24 protein-coding genes are annotated in these 15,210 nt (G+C 62.6%); 21 read left to right on the forward strand and 3 right to left on the reverse strand.

All coding sequences use genetic code 11. The annotated features are described in order from the left end of the window. Position 1 precedes the first annotated feature (1 nt). The 3 genes from E6W33_RS04525 (at position 2) to E6W33_RS04530 (ending at position 1,530) form a co-directional block, all read left to right on the forward strand. On the forward strand, positions 2–430 hold the full coding sequence (locus tag E6W33_RS04525) for a hypothetical protein (protein WP_136414796.1): 429 nt from the start codon (positions 2–4) through the stop codon (positions 428–430). Positions 431–589: 159 nt separating this feature from the next. Further along, positions 590–901 (forward strand): hypothetical protein, encoded by a 312-nt coding sequence (locus E6W33_RS26925; protein ID WP_168798524.1) that lies wholly within the window; start codon positions 590–592, stop codon positions 899–901. Then, positions 871–1,530, forward strand: coding sequence for a transglycosylase SLT domain-containing protein (locus tag E6W33_RS04530; RefSeq protein WP_168798525.1), 660 nt, complete (start codon positions 871–873; stop codon positions 1,528–1,530). The genes E6W33_RS26925 and E6W33_RS04530 overlap by 31 nt, the downstream gene beginning before the upstream one ends. A gap of 32 nt (positions 1,531–1,562) precedes the next feature. Here E6W33_RS04530 and E6W33_RS26930 read toward each other — a convergent pair whose 3' ends face one another. Further along, positions 1,563–1,736 (reverse strand): hypothetical protein, encoded by a 174-nt coding sequence (locus E6W33_RS26930; RefSeq protein WP_168798526.1) that lies wholly within the window; start codon positions 1,734–1,736, stop codon positions 1,563–1,565. Positions 1,737–1,761: 25 nt separating this feature from the next. Here E6W33_RS26930 and E6W33_RS04535 point away from each other — a divergent pair, with 25 nt between their 5' ends. The 18 genes from E6W33_RS04535 (at position 1,762) to E6W33_RS04620 (ending at position 14,594) form a co-directional block, all read left to right on the forward strand. Then, positions 1,762–2,022 carry a hypothetical protein gene (locus E6W33_RS04535; RefSeq protein ID WP_136414800.1) on the forward strand — a complete coding sequence of 87 codons (261 nt, stop codon included), beginning with the start codon at positions 1,762–1,764 and terminating at the stop codon, positions 2,020–2,022. Then, positions 2,019–2,276 (forward strand): TraR/DksA C4-type zinc finger protein, encoded by a 258-nt coding sequence (locus E6W33_RS04540; protein WP_211097232.1) that lies wholly within the window; start codon positions 2,019–2,021, stop codon positions 2,274–2,276. The genes E6W33_RS04535 and E6W33_RS04540 overlap by 4 nt, the downstream gene beginning before the upstream one ends. Before the next feature lie 13 nt (positions 2,277–2,289). Beyond that, complete coding sequence (locus tag E6W33_RS04545; protein WP_136414802.1) at positions 2,290–2,616, forward strand: hypothetical protein; 327 nt, start codon at positions 2,290–2,292, stop codon at positions 2,614–2,616. Next, positions 2,616–3,125, forward strand: coding sequence for a DUF1804 family protein (locus E6W33_RS04550; RefSeq protein WP_136414804.1), 510 nt, complete (start codon positions 2,616–2,618; stop codon positions 3,123–3,125). The genes E6W33_RS04545 and E6W33_RS04550 overlap by 1 nt, the downstream gene beginning before the upstream one ends. Beyond that, complete coding sequence (locus E6W33_RS04555) at positions 3,122–4,897, forward strand: hypothetical protein (RefSeq protein WP_136414807.1); 1,776 nt, start codon at positions 3,122–3,124, stop codon at positions 4,895–4,897. Before E6W33_RS04550 ends, E6W33_RS04555 begins: the two co-directional genes overlap by 4 nt. Next, on the forward strand, positions 4,894–6,468 hold the full coding sequence (locus E6W33_RS04560) for a DUF935 domain-containing protein (RefSeq protein ID WP_136414809.1): 1,575 nt from the start codon (positions 4,894–4,896) through the stop codon (positions 6,466–6,468). The genes E6W33_RS04555 and E6W33_RS04560 overlap by 4 nt, the downstream gene beginning before the upstream one ends. A 2-nt stretch (positions 6,469–6,470) precedes the next feature. Beyond that, positions 6,471–7,718 (forward strand): phage minor head protein, encoded by a 1,248-nt coding sequence (locus tag E6W33_RS04565; protein ID WP_136414811.1) that lies wholly within the window; start codon positions 6,471–6,473, stop codon positions 7,716–7,718. Between the two features lie 120 nt (positions 7,719–7,838). Then, entirely contained in the window at positions 7,839–8,369 is a 531-nt protein-coding gene (locus E6W33_RS04570) for a phage virion morphogenesis protein (protein ID WP_168798527.1), read from the forward strand. Between the two features lie 246 nt (positions 8,370–8,615). After that, complete coding sequence (locus E6W33_RS04575) at positions 8,616–9,752, forward strand: phage protease (RefSeq protein ID WP_136414815.1); 1,137 nt, start codon at positions 8,616–8,618, stop codon at positions 9,750–9,752. A gap of 40 nt (positions 9,753–9,792) precedes the next feature. After that, entirely contained in the window at positions 9,793–10,194 is a 402-nt protein-coding gene (locus E6W33_RS04580) for a hypothetical protein (RefSeq protein ID WP_136414818.1), read from the forward strand. A gap of 75 nt (positions 10,195–10,269) precedes the next feature. Continuing rightward, complete coding sequence (locus E6W33_RS04585) at positions 10,270–11,328, forward strand: Mu-like prophage major head subunit gpT family protein (RefSeq protein WP_211097233.1); 1,059 nt, start codon at positions 10,270–10,272, stop codon at positions 11,326–11,328. Positions 11,329–11,424: 96 nt separating this feature from the next. Further along, positions 11,425–11,724, forward strand: a complete 300-nt coding sequence (locus tag E6W33_RS04590; protein ID WP_136414820.1) for an HI1506-related protein — start codon at positions 11,425–11,427, stop codon at positions 11,722–11,724. A 3-nt stretch (positions 11,725–11,727) separates the two neighbouring features. Next, positions 11,728–12,123 (forward strand): DUF1320 domain-containing protein, encoded by a 396-nt coding sequence (locus tag E6W33_RS04595; protein WP_136414822.1) that lies wholly within the window; start codon positions 11,728–11,730, stop codon positions 12,121–12,123. Further along, the gene (locus tag E6W33_RS04600) at positions 12,120–12,542 is read left to right on the forward strand and encodes a hypothetical protein (protein WP_136414824.1); all 423 of its coding nucleotides are present in this window, start codon (positions 12,120–12,122) and stop codon (positions 12,540–12,542) included. The genes E6W33_RS04595 and E6W33_RS04600 overlap by 4 nt, the downstream gene beginning before the upstream one ends. Further along, a complete protein-coding gene (locus E6W33_RS04605; RefSeq protein ID WP_136414826.1) occupies positions 12,539–12,787 on the forward strand; it encodes a hypothetical protein in 249 nt (82 codons plus the stop codon). Before E6W33_RS04600 ends, E6W33_RS04605 begins: the two co-directional genes overlap by 4 nt. Continuing rightward, the gene (locus tag E6W33_RS04610; protein ID WP_136414828.1) at positions 12,780–13,727 is read left to right on the forward strand and encodes a hypothetical protein; all 948 of its coding nucleotides are present in this window, start codon (positions 12,780–12,782) and stop codon (positions 13,725–13,727) included. The genes E6W33_RS04605 and E6W33_RS04610 overlap by 8 nt, the downstream gene beginning before the upstream one ends. 82 nt (positions 13,728–13,809) lie before the next feature. After that, positions 13,810–14,151 (forward strand): phage tail assembly chaperone, encoded by a 342-nt coding sequence (locus tag E6W33_RS04615; protein WP_136414830.1) that lies wholly within the window; start codon positions 13,810–13,812, stop codon positions 14,149–14,151. Positions 14,152–14,234: 83 nt separating this feature from the next. Next, on the forward strand, positions 14,235–14,594 hold the full coding sequence (locus E6W33_RS04620) for a DUF1799 domain-containing protein (protein ID WP_136414832.1): 360 nt from the start codon (positions 14,235–14,237) through the stop codon (positions 14,592–14,594). 84 nt (positions 14,595–14,678) lie between these two features. On the opposite strand, the gene E6W33_RS27440 is transcribed toward E6W33_RS04620, so the two are convergent. After that, positions 14,679–14,855 carry a hypothetical protein gene (locus E6W33_RS27440; protein ID WP_247869520.1) on the reverse strand — a complete coding sequence of 59 codons (177 nt, stop codon included), beginning with the start codon at positions 14,853–14,855 and terminating at the stop codon, positions 14,679–14,681. Between the two features lie 64 nt (positions 14,856–14,919). Continuing rightward, entirely contained in the window at positions 14,920–15,204 is a 285-nt protein-coding gene (locus E6W33_RS27445) for a hypothetical protein (protein WP_247869521.1), read from the reverse strand. Positions 15,205–15,210: the final 6 nt, after the last annotated feature.

Here is a 15,210-nt window from a genome sequence, read left to right on the forward strand (position 1 = left end):
CATGCACACCGACCTGTCCCATCTGCCGACGAGCGCGCAAAAGCTGATCGCCTTGATCGGCCTGCCGGCGACGCTATGTCTGGTCGACAAGTTCGGCGGTTGCACGATCACCCTGTACGGCAGCGAGAACAGCCTGCAGAAAATGACCGATATCGTCGGACAGGACGCGGCGTTCAAGCTGTTGAAGTTCTACGGAAATGCGCCGTTCACCGTGCCGCTGTGCCATCGCGCGTTAAAAGCGGTGCGCAATGCCGACATCCATGCCGAGTTCGACCGGCTGACCATGCAGGAAGGTCTGTCCGCTCGCGCCAGTGTGACAAAAATCACCAGACGATTTACACCGTACCTGCATGAGCGTACCATCTGGCGCATTCTCAAGCGGTCGACGGCCATCAAGCCGATCGACCCGCGCCAGATTCCCCTGTTGTAACCCTTCCCGAATTTCCTCCTCCCGTCAGCACGGTAGTGCTGACACGTGTCACCACTAATCATCCCTCGCATGCGCGCGTACAGTCCGGGCTAACGGTGACGTACGGCAACCCGGCATGTCACCGTCCGTTCAATCACGAACCAGGACAGGACCACGGCGATGCATGAGACCGACAACGAGATCGAAAACGAAACAGAAAACACCCGCGACAAGCTGCGCATGATCGAATGGCTGCTGGTCGCGGCGCTCCTGCTGGGATCGGCCGGTCTCATGCTCCTGCTTGGCATCCGTGGCCCTTATCAAACGCTGGTCTGGAAGCTCGGCCTGGTCACGCTGGGCGGCTTTGTCGGCTACCGTCTGGACCGTGCCGCATACCGCGACCGTATCACGCTGAACAGCCCGCCGCCGATCATGATCCGGCGCGCCATCATCATGGCCGCGTGCATTGGCGGCCTGGCACTGGGGGTGTAATGGGAAACTTCCTGCGCCTTCTCGCGGCCTGGACGATCGGCATTGCCATTGCGGTGGTGCTGCTGATCGCAGGCTGTCTCTCTGCATTCGCCGGCGACCTGTGCAGTCAGTATCGACGGACGCTGATGCGCGAGGCGCAAGCCGTGATGGGCTTGGGTGCGCCGATTCCCGCCCTCGCTGGCCAGATGCGTCAGGAGTCGTCGTGCGACGCCGACGTGACCGCCTGGGACAACGGGCGCGGCCTTGCCCAGTTCATGGACGCCACCAGCGAGCATGTCTCCAGGATGTATCCGGAGCTGGGCGCGCCGGACCCGTACAACCCGACCTGGGCGATTCGTGCCCTGGTGCGCTACGACGACTGGCTGTACGACCACGTCAAGGGCACCGACGACTGCGAGCGCTGGGGCGCGGCCTTCAAGGGTTATAACGCCGGCCTCGGCTACGTGCAGCGCGCGCAGCGTCAATCGCCCACGCCTGGCAAGTGGTTTAACGCCACAGAGAACATCAACGCCGGCCAGAGCGAAAAGAACTTCATCTACTCTCGCCGCTATTCGCACCTGATCCTGTTCAAGCACCAGCGCCTCTATGAAGACTGGGGCGTGACGCTGTGCCTGGAGGACGCGCGGTGAATCCGTACCTGGCTATCGGCTTCTTGCTGTGGTCAATCGCGCTCGGCGGCGGTGCGTTTGTTTTTGGTACCCACGTCCAGCACAACGCCGATATCGCCGACCAGCAAACCGAACGCGAAAACGATGCGGAAATCCTGCGCATCAAGAATCGCAAGGGCGTGGCCGCCGGCGTGCGCACCGAGAAGGCACAAGCCAGGAATGATCAATTTTTTCAGAAACTTCGAGCCGACTATGAAAGCGATAAGAAACAGCATCCTGCTGCTGGCTGCGTGCTTGATCCTGTCAGCCTGCGCCGCTGGAACGAGGCAAACGCGGGGGCAGACGGCGACGCCGCAAGCGAACCTGCTGCAGGAGTGCGGCCCGGTGCCGATGCTCAAGGACGGTGAGGATGCCGTGGACAACCATATCGAGCTGTCGCGCCTGTACCACGTCTGTCGCAATCGCGTCGCCGGCTGGATTGACTGGTACCGGTCGACCGAGGGGGAGCAGTGACGGATATTTTTGACCGTGCGACCAAGGCGGAAGAAGAGGACCGCGCTGACGCCATCAGCCTGCAGCAGTTCAAGCGTGAGCAGGAGATCCAGCACCATCAGCGCGTCGTCGAGCAGTTGGGCCATGAAGTAACGCATTGCGGCGCATGTGGGATCGAGATTCCCGCCAAGCGTCGAAAGGCAGTGCCGAACTGCACCAGATGTGCGGACTGTCAGCGGGACGTTGAGGTCCGTAACAAGATCATGAACCGTTAAAAGAAGGGTACGCATGCAAATCAGTAACGAAGACCTGGCCCGTATCCTCGGGCGCATCGAGGGCAAGCTGGACGAGCAGACAAATGTATCAAAACGCCTAGAAGGCAGCATTGCCGGGCTGGATGCCAAGGTCAGCCGCCGTCTCGATGAGCACGACCTGCGCCTGCGCGAGCTGGAAGTCGCCAACCCGAAAGCGCTGAAAGACCGGGTCGACAACCATGAGGAGCGCATCCGCTCCCTGGAAAACGGCGCGGCCAAGGCTGGCGTGATCGCCGGTGTCGGCTCCAGTGTGGCGGTTGCCGCCCTCATCGAGCTGGTGAAGCGCAAGCTGGGACTGTAATGGCAAAAAGTGACGACGTCCGCGCCCTGGTGCGCAAGCATTACGTCTTCGACCGCCTGTCCATGGACCAGGCCGCCAAGCTGGCCGGCGTCGCCTATACGACCGCCAAGCGCTGGAAGAGCAAGGCGGCCGAGGAAGGCGACGACTGGGACAAGGTGCGCAGCGCAGCGGCATTGGCCGGCGGCGACGTCGAGCAGCTGGCGCAGCAGATCCTGACCGAGATGCTGGTGCAGTTCAATTCGGTGCTGGAGCTGATCAAGGCCGACAAGGACATGCAGGCGGCCACGCGCGTCGAACTGTTGACCAGCCTGATGGACAACATCCACAAGAGCATGGCGGCGATGAAGAAGTTCCTGCCGGAAGCCAACACCCTGGCGATCGGCATGACCGTCCTGCGCGGCCTGGCCGAGTTCGTCCAGGAGCGCTTCCCGCAGCACGGCTCGGTCCTGGTCGAGATACTGGAACCGTTCGGCGACGTGCTGCCCAAGATACTGGCGGATGCCAAATGAGTCGCAACGATTTAACGCTGAAGGAATTGAAGGACGAGCTGGCCGAACTGGTCAGCTCTTTGCGTCAGGACATCGAGGCGCACAAGATCGGCCTATCGGCGTCGCCGGAGGCGATTCGCGAGCGCCGCAAGCGCGTGCTGGAAGGCGACTTCCGGTTCTTCGCCTACACCTATTTCCCGCACCATGTACGCGGCGAACCCTCTCTGTTCCAGGCGCAGTTCTGCAGCCGATTCCCGCAGCTGCTGCGCCAGCCTGGCGGCGTCAAGGAATGGTGGATCGCGCCGCGCGGCGAGGCCAAGTCGTCGCTGCTGACCAAGATCGGACCAGTCTGGTGCGCCGTGCAGGGGCTGCTGCAGCGGCCGGAGGTGCGCAGCGAGATCGGCTGGCAGGGAGATCTACCACCCTTCATCGACTACATCATCCTGCTGGGCGCTGAAACCAAGCTGCCGACCAAGCTGGTCGAAGTCGTCAAGACAGAGCTGACGGTCAATGCGGCGCTGGCGATGGACTTTCCGGAGGTCTGCGGTCGAGGATCGATCTGGAAGGTCGGCGAAATCGTCACCAGGACCAACGTGAAGGTGGAGCCGTTCGGTGCCGAGCAGGCCATTCGCGGCACCTTCCACGGCGCCAGCCGGCCGAAGCTCTTGATGGGCGATGATCTGATCACCGACGCGGAAGCCAAAAGCCCGACCGAGCGTGAGAACCGCTGGAACTGGCTGACCAAGGCGATCGACTACCTCGGCCCGCCGGACGGCAGCGTCAAATATGCCGGTGTCGGTACCATCCTGGACAAGGACGATCCGATTTCCCGCGCCAAGCGCACCATCGGCCATGTCGTGCATCACTTCCGCGCGATCGAACAGATGCCGACCGACATGGCGCTGTGGGAGCAGTGCGAGGAAATGATGCGCAACGCCGATGCCCGCGCTGCCGAAGAGGCCGCCAGGGCCGGCAAGGTCGTCGCGGACAGCGAGCTGCCGTCATACCGCTTCTACCTGGCCAACAAGGCGGCAATGGACGCCGGCGCGGTGGTCTCCTGGCCGGCGGTGCGATCGCTGTTCTGGCTGATGCGCCAGCGGGCGACCGCACGCCGCGCGTTCAATACCGAAATGCAGGGCGATCCGCGCACCGATGAGGACAAGGTGTTCGGGAACATCACGTTCTGGGTGCAGCGGGCGCTGGACTGGATCATGTTCGGTGCGTGCGACCCGTCCATGGGCAAGGGGGAGACCTCCGACCCGTCGGCCATCCTGGTCGGCGGCTTCGATCCCCGCATGAAGCGCCTGCATGTGATCGAGGCGCTGATTAAGCGACGCGTGCCGTCCAAGTTGGAGGCCGACTTGATCGCGATTCAGCGGGAGTTCCGCTGCCGTGCGATCGGTTTCGAGAATAACGGCGCGTTCGAGCATTCGCGCCAGACCTTCATCAAGGCCGGCATCGAGGCCGGTGTGCCGCTGCCGCTGGTCGGGATCACGGCGACCGTGGCGCCCGAGGTCCGGATCGATTCGCTGGAGCCGTTCATCACGGACCAGTTCTATCCGACCATCCTGTTGCACGCCAAGCTCAAGCAGCTGCTGGACGAGCTGGACACCTGGCCGCAGGCGCAGCCGAACCACCACTACGACGGCCTCTCTGCCCTGTACATCCTGCAATGCATCGCGGTCACACGCGGTGCCGGCATTTACGAACATCAAAGCGTCCCACGGCGCGGCGGTGTCAATACTGACGCAAGCCGTGACGGTGGCGACACGCACTCCAGGAGAATGGTGTGACAAAGATTCTTGATCAATTCGGCAAGCCGATCGACCGCGTCGTCCTGGACGAGCCGCAGACCGCCCGGATCTCGGCGCTGCAGAACCAGTACCTGACGCCGATGCTCGGCGGTTTAACGCCGACCCGCCTGGCGCGCACCCTGCTGGAAGCCGACCAGGGCAACCTGCTGGACCAGCATCGCCTGTTCGCCGACATGGAGGAGCGCGACGGCCACCTGCGCGCCGAGATGGACAAGCGCAAGAACGCGATCGTCGGTCTGTCCTGGGACATCGTCCCGCCGCGCAATGCCAGTGCCGCCGAAAAGGCCGCTGCAGAGTGGGTACGGGAGGTGTTGCAGGATGCGGTCGACCCGCTCGAAGACTTACTGCTGGCGATGATGGAAGGCGTTGGCCACGGCTTCTCCTCCGTGGAACTGGAATGGCGCAACGAGGGAGGCGAGCTGCTGCCGTCCTTCCATCCGCGCCCGCAGGAATGGTTCCGGCTGGACCGTTCACGCACCGAACTGCGCCTGATGGACGCGACCATGGACGGTATCCCGCTGATCCCGTTCGGCTGGGTCATGCATACCCATGGCAAGGCCAAGACCGGCTACATGGGGCGCATGGGCCTGTATCGCACCCTGGTATGGCCGTTCCTGTACAAGGCGTATGCCTTGGGCGACTTCGCCGAGTTCCTGGAAACCTACGGTCTGCCGATCATCGTCGGCAAATACCATTCCGGCGCCACGGGCGAGGAGAAGGACAGCCTGATGCGGGCAGTCACCGCGCTTGGTCATGATGCGCGCGCGATCATGCCGGCCGAGATGACGCTGGAAGTGCAAAAGATCACGGGCGGCGCCGGCGAGTCCGCGCACCTGAAGATGATGGAGTGGGCCGAGCGATCGCAGTCCAAGAGCATCCTCGGGCAGACGCTGTCGGCCGACACCGGTGCCAACGGCGGTGGCAGCTATGCGCTGGGTCAAGTGCATAACGAGGTGCGCCACGACATCATGCGCAGCGATGCTCGCCAGCTCGGCGCAACGCTGACGCGGGATCTGGTCTATCCGCTCATCGCGCTCAACCGGGGCGGCGTCGACGGCTTGTCCCGCTGTCCGCGCTTTATGTTCGACCTCGGTGAGGCGGTCGACCTCAAGGCATATGCGGACGCCTTGCCGGGCCTGGTCAATATCGGACTGAAGGTTCCAGTCGCCTGGGCGCAGGAAAAGCTGCAGATCCCGCAGCCGAAGGATGGTGAAGCCGTGCTGGTGCCGGCCAAGCCTGAGTCACAACCGCCGGCCGCCGCCGCATTGACCTTGCAGCTCGGCACCGGTACTGCCGCGCTGTCGGCCGAGGCGCCCGACCCGAGCGAAGCCGATGCCGACCAGCTCGGCGCGGCAACCGCTGCCATCTGGACTGCCCGGATCGACGCGATCAAGGCCATGGTCGACCAGGCCACCGATCTGACGGCCCTGCAGCGTGACCTGGTCGCCGCATTCGGCGGCCAACCGCCCGAGGAGCTGGTCAAGATCATGACGGCCGCAATGGCGCTGGCCGAGATAAAAGGCATGGCCGACGCGCAGGCGGGGCGTTAAACGTGACCGTCGATATCGGCCTCAACAATCCGTTCGCCGAGCAGTTGGAGTTCTTCCGCAACAAGCTGGCGCTTCCGTCCGAACGATACGACGACATCCTGAAGGCGGCGCACGACCGCGCCTTCATCGTTGCCGGTGCGGCCAATGCCGACCTGGTGAATGACCTGCACCAGGCCATGCAGCGGCGCATCGAGGACGGCAAGGGACTGGAAGCGTTCCGCAAGGAATTCAAGGATGTCGTCCTCAAGCACGGCTGGGTCGGCTGGACCGGCGAAGGCAGCGCGGCCGGCCATGCCTGGCGCACGCGCGTCATCTACCAGACCAACATGGCCACCAGCTACGCGGCCGGGCGCTGGAAGCAGCTGACGAATCCGGCCTTGCTGTCAGTCCGGCCGTACTGGAAGTACCACCATGCGGACGGCGTGATGCATCCGCGTCCGCTGCACGTCTCCTGGGACGGCCTGGTCCTGCCCTGGGACCATCCGTTCTGGCTGACGCATTTCCCGCCGAATGGCTGGTTCTGTCATTGCTGGGTCACTGCGGTCGACCAGAAAGAGTATGACAAGGCCAAGGCAGAGGGACGCGCCACGCCGCCGCCCGGCTGGGATACCGCCGACCCGATCACCGGAGCGCCGCCGGGCATCGACAAGGGGTTCGACTACGCACCGGGTGCGAGCGTCAGCAAGCCGCTCAAAGAGTTCATTGATGAAAAACTGATCAACCTGGACGCACCGGTCGGCGCATCCATGTATGAGGCGATGCGGCCGATCCTGCAGCAGGAGATGCAGGCCGCCTACCAGGCATTCCTGGGTGAGGTGCTGGCGGATCCGGTCAAGCGCGGCCGTGTGGCGATCGTCGGCGCGATCGCACCCGAGACGCTGGCGTGGCTGGAGGCGAACAAGGCCATTGTGCCGGTCACGGCCGAGATTGCGGTGCAGGATGCCCTCATCGTCGGCAGGAAAGCCATACGGCACCAGGAAGCCGGCGACGCGCTAACAGCCGATGATTGGGCGCGCCTGCCTGACATCCTGGAGAAACCGGACCAGATCCTGTTCGACACGGTGCACGGCAAGCTGTTTTATGTTGCCTCGACGTCTGATCCGCAGCGCGATGCCAGGATCGCCGTGGAATTCGATTACCTGCTGAAAAAGAAAAAGGGCGAGACCAATCTATTGGTGTCGGCCTTCCGGGTGTCAAAAGACGCGCTCGCCGGATGGATCGTTGGCAAGCTGTATGAGGTGGTAATGTGAACCGGCGGGAGGTCGGACGTTCCTCCATCCATGCAGGCCGCCAGGGGCGGCTTTCGAAGCCTGTGGACTCCGAGATTTCCACAGCTCGCCGGCTCACGATTCAGTATAGGGCAAAAAGCCATGAACAAGGTAATTCAGGTCGACAACCAGGAAGTCAAGGAAGCGCTGGCCAAGCTGCGTGGCCGGATGGAAGACATGTCGCCGGTCCTGATGGCCATCGGCGAAGACATCATCGAGCGCATCAAGATGCGCTTCTCGTCCGGGGTCGGACCGGACGGCGCCAGGTGGAAGCCGAACGCACCATCGACCCTGATGCGATACATCCAGAGCAGGGGCGGTTTTTCCAAGAAGACCGGCAAGATCACCTCCAAGGGGCAGCAGCTGGCGATGGGCAAGCGCCCGCTGCAGGGCGAAACCGGCGATCTCGCCCGCCAGTTCAGCAGCGTGGTCGTTGGCGGAACCTCGCTGCTCGTGAGTTCGACGATGATTTACGCGGCCATGCAGCACTTCGGCGGCACCAAGGCACAGTTCCCGAACCTGTGGGGGGATATCCCGGCGCGGCCGTTCTTCCCGATCACGGCCAGCGGCGAGCTGTATCCGAACGAAGCCGAGGCGATCGTCGATCGCATCCGTCAATACCTGGAGGATTGACCGGAAAATGTCCGATTTGCTTTTTCCGCGTTTGGGCGATTTAATTGGAGGTGGGCAGCACATTCCCGCACGGTTCCTGCAGCGAAAGTTTTTAACGCTGATTTAACGGCCTTGCCGGCGCTTCCCGGCCTGCTTGCCGCCTGTCAATTTCTCTTTCCTCCCGGCTTTCCCATTTCTGGCTATCAAAATGCCTGCTGACAACTGTCAGTAGTTTCTCGCCGCGCGCGCGCCGGCACCATGGCGGACATGACGAAGAAAGCCACTCCCCGCCGCGCCACGATTCCTGCCACGCTGTTCGCCGTGGCGGCATGCTCCATGTCCCTGACAACGGGCAACGAGCTGCAGTTGACGCCGGCCGGGATCTTCCGCGGGTTGGACGGCCGGCCGATGGACGCGCCGCACTGGTATATAGACGCCGTCGTGGCGCAGCGGCTGATCGCTGCCGCCGACGCCAGGCAGACCAGCTACGTCATCGACTACGACCACCAGACCCTGCGCGCCAAGGAAAATGGCCAGCCGGCCCCGGCCGCCGGCTGGTTCAAGAAACTGGAATGGCGCGATGGCATCGGCCTGTTCGCGGTCGATGTCGAATGGACCGACGATGCCAAGGAAATGATCGCGGCCGATAAGTACCGCTACATCTCCCCCGTTTTCGGCTACGACAAGGACACAGGAACGATCACCGTCCTCTACATGGCCGCCATTACCAATAACCCTGCGGTCGACGGCATGGACCAAGTGTTATTGGCTGCCGCCTCGCGGCACTTCACCCCCCATCAATCCACCGCGTCCCTTTCTCAGGAGGTTCCTTCAATGGACGAACTGCTCGAACAACTTCGCTGGCTGCTCAACCTGCCGGTCGGCGCCACTGCGGAAGATATCCTCGCCCAGCTGCAGAAGCTGACCGAGGCCGTCAAACAGGCTGTGCCGGACCAGGCCGCCGCCGCTTCCTTCGACCTCGTTGCGCACCTGGCGGCGCAACAGCAAGCCATCGCCAGCCTGTCAGCTGCCACGCCCGATCCGGCCAAATTCGTCGCCATCGGCGTCATGCAGGAGCTGCAGACACAGGTCGCTGCGCTCACATCCCAGCTGAATACGACAAAGCTGGATGGCCTGATCAAACAAGCCATGGACGCCGGCAAGCTGCTGCCGTCGCAGGAAGCCTGGGCACGCGAGTGGGGCGGCAAGGACTTCGCGGCGTTGTCGGCCTATATCGACGTCGCGCAGCCGATCGCGGCGCTGACGGGCATGCAGACCGGCGGTACGCCTCCGTCCGGCGACAAACCCGGCGCCTTGACCGAGAACCAGGTGGCGCTATGCCGCGCCATGGGCATCTCGGAAGAGGATTTCCGCAACAACCTCCAGGCCGCGTCGCAGGCGTAAGCCGGCGGTCCGTTCATCTACCTCTTGATTGGAGACATCCATGGCTGCACTCACAGCTGACCGCAACACCCCGCACAAGGACGGCGATCTGCTCCCGGTTCTCGTTGCCGGGGCCACGAAGATCTACGCCGGCGCGATCGTCGTGGCCAACGCCGGCTATGCCGAGCCTGGCTCGACCGCGCTCAACCTGGTCTACCTCGGCCGCGCCGATGAGAGCGTCGATAACTCGGCCGGCGCAGATGGTGCGAAAACCGTCACTGTCCGCCGCAACAAGGCGTTCAAGTGGGCAAACAGCGGCGCCGACGCGATCACCCAGGCCGAAGTGGGCAAGACCTGCTACATCGTCGACGACCAGACCGTGGCCAAGACCGATGGTGGAGGCACGCGCTCCGCTGCCGGCAAGGTCGTCGGACTGGACGCGGACGGCGTCTGGGTCGAGTAAAGGCGTTCGCACCAGGGCGCAGCCGATCGCGCCCTGGGTGGCGAGACACAGTCACTTATATAGGACTTGCAAACAATGAAATCCCAACATTTCCGAATCCGACTCCTGGCAGGCATCGCCCTTGGCGCGCTGTTTGCCCTTGTTAACGTGCCGGCAATCGCCGCGTTGCTTCCTGCGACTGGCGACCATGGTGGAACCTTCCTTGCGGCCGGCATGCTGGTCAACAAGGAAAGCCTCAGCAACCTGTTCATCAGTCTGAAAACGACCTTCAACAATGCCTTCAGCGCCGCGCCCTCGGTATGGCAGAAGATCGCCATGAAGGTGCCGTCGACGTCTGGACAGAACGATTACGCATGGCTGTCGAAGTTTCCGAAGATGCGCAAATGGATCGGCGACAAGGCGGTCAAGGCGCTGGAAGGCTTCAAGTACACCATCGTCAACGATGACTTTGAAGCCACTGTCGAGGTAGACCGCAACGATATCGAGGATGACAACCTCGGCATCTACGCTCCGCAGGCGCAGATGGCCGGCGAATCGGCGGCGCAGCTGCCCGACGAGATCGTCATTGACCTGGTGAACAACGGCTTTACGGCAATTTGCTACGACGGCCAGTATTTCTTCGACACCGACCATCCGGTGAAGCAGAAGGACGGAACGACCGCCTCGGTCAGCAACAAGGGTACCAAGGCACTGTCGATCGCCACACTGGCCGCCGCACAGGCCAGCTTCGGCGCCGGCCGCACGGCGATGCGCAAGTTCAAGGATGACGAAGGCCGTCCGCTTAACTGCAAGCCGAACATTCTGATGGTCGGCCCGGCGCTGGAAGACACGGCCAACGCATTGGTGACGACCGATCGCCTGGAGGACGGCAAGCCGAATCCGTACAAGGGCACCTGCGAAGTGGTGGTCGACGGCCGCATCGAATCGGATACCGCCTGGTTCCTGCTCGACACGACCAAGCCAGTCAAGCCGTTCATCTACCAGGAGCGCAAGGCGCCGGTCTTCGTGCAGCAGACCGACATGTCAGCCGACGATGTGTTCAACCGCCGGAAGTTCAAGTTCGGCGCCGAGGCACGCGCTGCCGGCGGCTACGGCTTCTGGCAGCTGGCCTACGGCTCGGACGGCAGCGTCTAACCCGATACACCCCGCGAGCGAAGCTGTCGGCCCCCGCCCTGATTGATGGGCGGGGGCTGGAACAGGAACCCAACATCATTTCATCTGGAGCCTGAAATGGCAAAAAACGACACGCCGGCGGCAAATGCCGGCACAAACCCGGCCGGTACCGGATCGTCCTCCAAAGAACAGAGCGGCAAGCAAAAGAAGTCGACGGCAAGCACCGCTGGCCTCGAAGTGTGTTCGACTCGGGATGGCTTCCGTCGTGCTGGTTTGTCCTGGTCTAAGCAACCAACTACCGTGCCGCTGTCCGAGCTGACCAAAGAGCAGATCGCCACGCTCAAGGCGGAGCCAGCGCTGAAGGTGCGCGAAGTCGAAATCCAGGCCGACGCCGAAGACGAGAGCAAGGACGAGTAATCCATGCCCTACGCCACCCGCACAGACCTGGAACAGCGCTACGGGGAAGATGAAGTCGCCCAGCGCGAGGCAGCTCTGCCCGCCGGCGCTGTCGATCGCGCGCTGGCCGACGCCGACGCCCTGATCGATGGTTATCTGTCCGGCCGTTATGTCTTGCCCTTGTCGCCGGTGCCGGGGATCTTGCCGCAGCTGGCATGCGCGATCGCACGTTACAACCTGCTGGGAGATTCCGCCACGGAACGCTCTCGCAACGACTTCACCGACGCCATCGCCTGGCTGCGCGCTGTGCAGGATGGCCGCGTCCTCCTGGTTTCGTCCTTCAAGGCCGAATCCGCACCTGCCGCGACTGTCACGATGACGGCGGCGGAGCGAGTCTTCACACGGGCGGGTCGGCCATGATCAACGAAGTGATCCAGCGACTGAAGGACACCGTGCCGGCGTTAAAACTCGTCGAAGGCGCCGCCGGCTTCCAGGCGGCCGTCGAGAGCAATCCGAAGGTGACACCGTGCGTCTTCGTGATCCCGCTGGAAGAAACGCCTGGACAAAGCGTCGATGCGCCAGTCGTGATCCAGAACGTGCGCACCAAGATCGGCGTGGTCTTCGTGGTGCGCAACCTGACCGACGCCAAGGGGCTGGCCGCCAAGGTCGATCTCGACGCGCTGCGCAACGCGACAAAGGCGCAGCTGCTTGGCTGGCAGCCGCAAGCCGGTTATGACCCGCTGGAGCGCGGTCCAGGCGGTTTGCTGGCCTTTCGGGACGGCCACATGTGGTGGCAGGACATTTATCAATCGTCGTATGTCGACAGGAGTGTTTTATGAGTGCCAAAAAACGCACTGATATCCCCTCGATTTTTCCGGACTGCCCGCACTGGGGCAAGGGCGGGCGCTACGTGGTCGACCTGACCAATGGCCGCCGCGTTCCGGTCGAGGAAGCCCAGGCTGAGGCTGTGCAAGCCATGGCTGATACCAACAGTGGTGGCGAGTCCGCTGATGCCGCAGCTGCGGCCGATGCGGCGCCGGCCGCCGATTCCCAGCCCAACGTAAAGGAGAAGAAGCGTGCCTAATCTGATCGCAACCCCTCGCAAGTGGAAGAACAAGGCCATCCTGGTCAAGACCGAAGCCGCCTACGGCACAGACGCTGCGCCGACCGGTGCTGCCAACTGGATCGAGGCGCGCAACGTGACGCTGACGCCGATGGACGTCGACAAGGTTGAACGCAACATCGAAATGCCCTACATGGGCAATAGCGGATCCGTCGTGGTCGGCAAATGGGCAAAGCTCAGTTTCGATGTCGCCATGGTCGGTTCGGGCGCTGCCGGTACCGCCCCGAAATGGGGACCGTTGATGCTGGCCTGCGGCACATCCGAAACGATTGCGGCGGCGACATCGTCTGCCTACAACGTGGTCAGCGCGGCATTCGGTAGCGCGTCGTGCTACATCAACATCGACGGCACGCTCCACAAGCTGACCGGTATGCGCGGCGAGGTAAAAGGCAAGATGGCTGCCAAGGGAATTCCGATGCTGAGCTTCAGCTTCGACAGTCTCTATATCGCGCCGCTCGCCGAGGATCTCCCGGCCGTGACCCGTACCGGCTGGCAGCTGGAGGAAGGTGTCAATAGCGCCAACACCCTGCCGCTCACGCTCAATGGCATTGATCTGGCGTTTTCTTCGCTCGACTGGTCGTTTGGCAACAAGATGGCGCGTATCAACCTGCCGGGCCCGCAAGTGGAAGTCGCGATCACGGACCGTGCGCCGCAGGCGAGCGTGACGGTTCTTGCCCCGGATCTGGGTACCTTCGACCCGTTTGCACTTGTGGATGCCGGGACGGTCGTCGATCTCACGACAACGCATGGCTCCGCAGCCGGCAAGAAGGTTCAGACCGACATCAAGGCCAAGCTGATTGGCGTGGATTACGACAAGATCGACGACTTGCTGGCCTACAAAATCACTTTGGAGCCGACACCATCGGTCGGCAACGACGAGATCGTGCTGACCGCCCTGTAACACCGTGCCCCTCCCGCACGGGTGGGGCATACCTCGCGTTAAAACGTTTTCAATTCACATTGCTACTCCCAGGAGAGATTCCATGTTCAAGATTGCCGTCAATCCCACCTACACCGCCGAAGTCAAGGTCGATGTGCCGACCGACAACGGCAAGACCGTCCAGCGAGTATTCGAAGCGAAGTTCAAGCGTCCGACGCAGACCGAGTTGGACTCCATCTACAAGCGTATCAAGGACAGTGAATTGTCAGATGCCGGACTGATTGATGAGGTCATGGTGGGATGGAGTGCGGTTGCGGATGAGGAAGGTACTGCCCTGGAATTCAATCCCGCAAACCTCGCTGCATTGCTGGAGATCCATCCGACGCGTCCGACGATCGTCCAGACGTTCTTCTCCACTGTTCATGGCGCCAAGCGAAAAAACTGACGGATGCCGCCGTCTGGTGGGCCGGCGGCGGCAAGCGTATCACGCGCCCGAAGACCCATGTCAGCGCGCAGGTGGCGGACGACATGGCCGCGTTTGGCCTGGACGAAGAGATCGCCGGCGCCGAGATCAAGAGTGAGCAAGAAGAGCAAGCGGATGTCGATGAGTTCGAAGTCTTTGAGGAAAACTGGGCAACCGTCCAAGCCTTCCGTGCGATCGAGACGCAATGGCATTGGGCTTCAATCAATTTGCCACTTGCCGGCGGATTAGGCGGTTTCAGCACGCGGCTCGTCCGGACCGCACTCAAGCATGAGGCGATACCCATCCTGTTCAGCATGCGCGGAATCAAGAAGAAGGATCGTTCGGAGATTTACGAGGGCATCCTGGTCATGGAGCGCGCAGCCCTCCAGGAGATGCGCAAGCAGGAGGCGCAGCAGTCGGACTAGTAGCCCTTCAGCCTGAAAACGAGAGAAAAGTCACGCAATGAATGCGCCCGTAGAGTTTGGCATCAGGATCAAGGTCGATGGCAGTCAGCCGTCCGTCGACAGCATCGACAAGATCACCGACGCCACGTCCCGCGCCGGTGTGGCTGCCGAGACGGCCACACAGCGCATGTCGGCCGCGCAAAAGGAATTGAGCGGCGTCACCGCGCAGACCTGGATGTCCGCCACGGCCGCCATGGCCAAGAACAGCGACGCGACGGCCATGGCCTCCGACCAGGTGCAACGCCTGGTCGATAAATACGATCCGCTTGGCGCCAAGCTGCGCGCGTTAAAAGCCGACTTCGAATCCCTGAACAAGGCTGCGTCCAGCGGTGCGGTGCCGGCAAGCCTCGATGCTGCTACCGACGCAGCCTATCGCAGCCTGCAGAAGCAGATCCAGGCCACGCAAAAGCTGATGGATACCGCCGGCGGCGCGGTGTGGCAACAGACCATGCACGGCCTCAAGCAGGTGGGCGACACGGCCGAGCATGCGCATGACCAGATGGCGTCTGGCGCCCAGAAGAGCGCGTTCGCCACGGCGGGCGCCACCCGCGAATTGATCGTGCTTGGCCATGAAGCG

It is taken from the genome of Herbaspirillum sp. ST 5-3, assembly GCF_004804275.1.
In the GTDB taxonomy this organism is placed as follows: domain Bacteria; phylum Pseudomonadota; class Gammaproteobacteria; order Burkholderiales; family Burkholderiaceae_D; genus Noviherbaspirillum.

Excerpts from the sequence above, each read along its gene's own strand:
- E6W33_RS04525 (WP_136414796.1), top strand. The coding sequence starts at position 2 with ATGCACACCGACCTGTCCCATCTGCCGACGAGCGCGCAAAAGCTGATC.
- E6W33_RS26925 (WP_168798524.1), top strand. The coding sequence starts at position 590 with ATGCATGAGACCGACAACGAGATCGAAAACGAAACAGAAAACACCCGC.
- E6W33_RS04535 (WP_136414800.1), top strand. The coding sequence starts at position 1,762 with ATGAAAGCGATAAGAAACAGCATCCTGCTGCTGGCTGCGTGCTTGATC.
- E6W33_RS04545 (WP_136414802.1), top strand. The coding sequence starts at position 2,290 with ATGCAAATCAGTAACGAAGACCTGGCCCGTATCCTCGGGCGCATCGAG.
- E6W33_RS04550 (WP_136414804.1), top strand. The coding sequence starts at position 2,616 with ATGGCAAAAAGTGACGACGTCCGCGCCCTGGTGCGCAAGCATTACGTC.
- E6W33_RS04555 (WP_136414807.1), top strand. The coding sequence starts at position 3,122 with ATGAGTCGCAACGATTTAACGCTGAAGGAATTGAAGGACGAGCTGGCC.
- E6W33_RS04570 (WP_168798527.1), top strand. The coding sequence starts at position 7,839 with ATGAACAAGGTAATTCAGGTCGACAACCAGGAAGTCAAGGAAGCGCTG.
- E6W33_RS04575 (WP_136414815.1), top strand. The coding sequence starts at position 8,616 with ATGACGAAGAAAGCCACTCCCCGCCGCGCCACGATTCCTGCCACGCTG.
- E6W33_RS04580 (WP_136414818.1), top strand. The coding sequence starts at position 9,793 with ATGGCTGCACTCACAGCTGACCGCAACACCCCGCACAAGGACGGCGAT.
- E6W33_RS04585 (WP_211097233.1), top strand. The coding sequence starts at position 10,270 with ATGAAATCCCAACATTTCCGAATCCGACTCCTGGCAGGCATCGCCCTT.
- E6W33_RS04590 (WP_136414820.1), top strand. The coding sequence starts at position 11,425 with ATGGCAAAAAACGACACGCCGGCGGCAAATGCCGGCACAAACCCGGCC.
- E6W33_RS04595 (WP_136414822.1), top strand. The coding sequence starts at position 11,728 with ATGCCCTACGCCACCCGCACAGACCTGGAACAGCGCTACGGGGAAGAT.
- E6W33_RS04600 (WP_136414824.1), top strand. The coding sequence starts at position 12,120 with ATGATCAACGAAGTGATCCAGCGACTGAAGGACACCGTGCCGGCGTTA.
- E6W33_RS04605 (WP_136414826.1), top strand. The coding sequence starts at position 12,539 with ATGAGTGCCAAAAAACGCACTGATATCCCCTCGATTTTTCCGGACTGC.
- E6W33_RS04615 (WP_136414830.1), top strand. The coding sequence starts at position 13,810 with ATGTTCAAGATTGCCGTCAATCCCACCTACACCGCCGAAGTCAAGGTC.
- E6W33_RS04620 (WP_136414832.1), top strand. The coding sequence starts at position 14,235 with ATGGCCGCGTTTGGCCTGGACGAAGAGATCGCCGGCGCCGAGATCAAG.
- E6W33_RS27440 (WP_247869520.1), bottom strand. The coding sequence starts at position 14,855 with ATGGCCGTCGCGTCGCTGTTCTTGGCCATGGCGGCCGTGGCGGACATC.
- E6W33_RS27445 (WP_247869521.1), bottom strand. The coding sequence starts at position 15,204 with ATGGCCAAGCACGATCAATTCGCGGGTGGCGCCCGCCGTGGCGAACGC.